This window comes from Desulfurococcus sp. (genome assembly GCF_049970475.1).
GTDB classification, from domain to species: domain Archaea; phylum Thermoproteota; class Thermoprotei_A; order Sulfolobales; family Desulfurococcaceae; genus Desulfurococcus; species Desulfurococcus amylolyticus.
In genome coordinates this window covers 1-3,002 of the sequence record NZ_JBMFMW010000124.1, presented here as the reverse complement: position 1 = coordinate 3,002, position 3,002 = coordinate 1, and the positions used below count along the sequence as shown (strand labels likewise).

General features: G+C 42.9%; 3 protein-coding genes. 1 reads left to right on the top strand and 2 read right to left on the bottom strand.

Translation table 11 applies throughout. From position 1 onward, the window contains the following. Positions 1–285: 285 nt before the first annotated feature. Positions 286–513 carry a hypothetical protein gene (locus tag ACP5N5_RS06490; RefSeq protein ID WP_048058715.1) on the top strand — a complete coding sequence of 76 codons (228 nt, stop codon included), beginning with the start codon at positions 286–288 and terminating at the stop codon, positions 511–513. Here ACP5N5_RS06490 and ACP5N5_RS06485 read toward each other — a convergent pair. Next, the gene (locus tag ACP5N5_RS06485; protein WP_428134222.1) at positions 500–1,513 is read right to left on the bottom strand and encodes a SufD family Fe-S cluster assembly protein; all 1,014 of its coding nucleotides are present in this window, start codon (positions 1,511–1,513) and stop codon (positions 500–502) included. The two genes, ACP5N5_RS06490 and ACP5N5_RS06485, sit on opposite strands and share 14 nt — an antisense overlap. Continuing rightward, on the bottom strand, positions 1,513–2,919 hold the full coding sequence (gene sufB, locus ACP5N5_RS06480) for a Fe-S cluster assembly protein SufB (RefSeq protein WP_428134218.1): 1,407 nt from the start codon (positions 2,917–2,919) through the stop codon (positions 1,513–1,515). Before sufB ends, ACP5N5_RS06485 begins: the two co-directional genes overlap by 1 nt. Positions 2,920–3,002 lie beyond the last annotated feature (83 nt).

The window sequence follows — 3,002 nt, the reverse complement described above, 5'->3', positions numbered from 1 at the left end:
GTGTGATTGAAACAAGAGTTTTTAACAAGCAGGATATTACTTCTTTTGTTCAGGTTTTTGCTCCTGCTTCTTCTCTTCCTTCTTACCCTTCTTGGACATGCAGATCCCCTGTAGAGGGTTCGATTGAGTAGTATCAATAAGGATGCTTATAAATATTTAATATTGAAATTGTTTGTATTATTTATACTGTAAATAACGTCTCATAAATACATTAGATAACCATTGTCACAACTGAATGTAATTCTTAATAGGGTCGAATAAATTAGAAGAATAACAGTGGTTACAGTGGTTTTACAACTCGATCTCACCAAGGCTGGTGGATGCAGTGATAATCCATTGTCAAGGCTGATATCCATCATAAAGGAAAAGGAAAATGATGAGGTGGAGGTTACCACAACACCCGAGATAATACCCCAGGGTTTGGCTCAACTACTTGGCAATAGATATGGTTATAAAGTAAGTGTTAAAACCGTTGAGAATAATAGAATAATATATGTTTTCAAGAAGAGCTGATATTGCTTAGAATAATTTCTCTCGCAGCTCTACTCAGTCCTCTTGTTAGGAAGCCGTGTACCAGTAACATGGCCGCCTCATCTGGTTTCAGTCCTCTTGTCTCGATATAGAATAATTTATCCATGGTTAACAAATAGTTTCTAGCGTAATGTCTGGCTTCCACTATATTATTGGAATGTATATCTAGAAATGGATGCATGAACGCTGTACTCTCAGCATCATTAATCAATGACTCAATGCCATACACTATTCTAGAGCCAGATGCCTTCCTGGAGGTTATGCCTCTGCCACGTAGAACAGCTATAGAGCCCCCTTCCAGCCTAGACCTTATATATGACTCTGCGCTTACACTAGGATTATCTATATATGAGTAATCCTCTACCTCTACACGTGATCCCTGTGTAGAGTTAACCAGTATAGTCTTCTCTATTGATGAGCCAGCACCCTGAATGGATTCCACCCTGGCTTGTAGTATAGAGCCAGTGTTGAATAATGCTACGAGGGCTAGCCTACTTGCATCCCCTTGCTCAACTATGATTTCGCTGAGATCCACCGCCCTCTTACCTGATTTATGAATCAAGAGTACCTCGTGATCAACTCCTTTAACCACAGTTACCTTTATACCCATGATTCTATGTACGGGATTCTCCGGTATTCTTAGAATCGTGAGACCTGAACCCTCTAAGATCAGCTCTATATACCCTACAGCTATAACGCCATCCCCAGAGTCCTCTACACCTACATCAAATACTCCACCAGTGCTTCGAACCCTGTAGAAGCCCTGGGACACTGTGATTACCGGGATTGATTTAAACCCTATGCTACCACTTGGTGAAAGCGAATCAATAAATGCATTGGGGCTCAAGGCTTTAATTAATATGTTAGCGATGGGGGCTTCTCTGTTTAATGCTCTCCGAACAAGTTCTTCAAGCGGGGATTTATCAATATATTTTTTAATGGTTGGTGAGTCCCCCATCCCTCTTGCAACCGTCTTAGCCATTATCCAACCCCCCCGATCTCCTTGAATTCTAACTGTATAACCTTCGTCAACATCGATGCATACTCGAATGGTAGCTTTGGAAAAATATCCTTAACAAATCCGAGTACTATGAGTGAGACGGCTTCGTTCTCGCTTAGACCCCTAGAAGCCATGTAGAATAACTGATCCTCAGTTATCCTGAACGTAGTTGCTTCATGAGCGACTTCAGCATCCTTCTCCATAATGTGCTCTATCGGATATGTACTACTAGAGCTCTTATCGTCGAGTATGAGGCTGTCGCATTGCGTATAGCTCTTTACATTAAGGGCTCCCTTATTCACCTGTACTAGTCCTCTATATATATTTATTCCCCCGTTACTGCTAATACTCTTAGATATTATCCTGCTACTAGTATAGGGCGCGGCATGAATAATCTTCGACCCGGCGTCCTTAACCACATTACCATTACTTATACCTATCACGGTGCTCGTCGTCTTCGAGCCCCTCCCCTTCAATATCGTAGACGGATATGTCACGGTTATTTTACTGCCTATACTTCCCTCAACCCATTCTATAACGGCTCCATCCTCTGCAATACCTCTCTTATTATTGAAGTTCACTATGTTCCTGCTCCAGTTCTGAGCCGTTATAAAGTTTATCCTGGATCCCTTATGAGCGTAGAGCTCAACCATACCATCATGGAAGCTATGCCTCTTCAGCCTTGGCGCGCTACAACCCTCAATGAACGTTATCTCGCTCCCCTCATCGCCAACTACAATTGTGTGCTCGAACTGCCCCTCTAGCTCGCTTCCAATGAAGAAAAATGCTTCAACCGGGTAGGGTACTTTAACGCCTCTCGGGACATAGACGAATACTCCGCCACTCCAGAGGGCATGATGCAGCGCGGCAAACTTGTGGTCTGTGTACGGGAATACCCTACCGAAGTATTTCTTAACGATGTCTGGGTATTTCTGGATCGCCTCCTCCATAGGAAGCATTATTACCCCGAGCTTCTTGAGTAAGTCCTTCATTGCAGTATATATGTTTTCACTATCGAGCGCGGTTAAAAGCCCAGCCAGGTACTTGGCGTATGTCTCAGGTAATCCAAGCTTCTCATATATTCTACGGATCTCGCTGGGTAGTTCATCGAAATTGCTTACTGTTGAAGCTGCTGGTTTAACATAGTATGAAGCTATCTCATCGAGGTCTATGCTCTCAATCCAAGGAAGCCATCTAGGCGAGGGGAATTTTTCAAATGCCTCCAGCGCCTTAAGTCTATAAAGCCTCATCCATTCTGGTTCTTTTTTCACTCTTGAGATCTCCTCTACAATACTTCTAGATAGTCTGCCCTTGATCTCTATCTCCTTTCTGTATTCAACAGGCTCGATCTCATGGTGTTCAAGACTCTTAGATAGCTCGATAGCCATACTACTTTACCTCAACCAGTTGTATCCTTCCCTAGCTATTTTATCAGCTATTTCTAACCCGCCCTCCGCAACTATCCTTCCAT

Excerpts from the sequence above, each read along its gene's own strand:
- ACP5N5_RS06485 (WP_428134222.1), bottom strand. The coding sequence starts at position 1,513 with ATGGCTAAGACGGTTGCAAGAGGGATGGGGGACTCACCAACCATTAAA.
- sufB (WP_428134218.1), bottom strand. The coding sequence starts at position 2,919 with ATGGCTATCGAGCTATCTAAGAGTCTTGAACACCATGAGATCGAGCCT.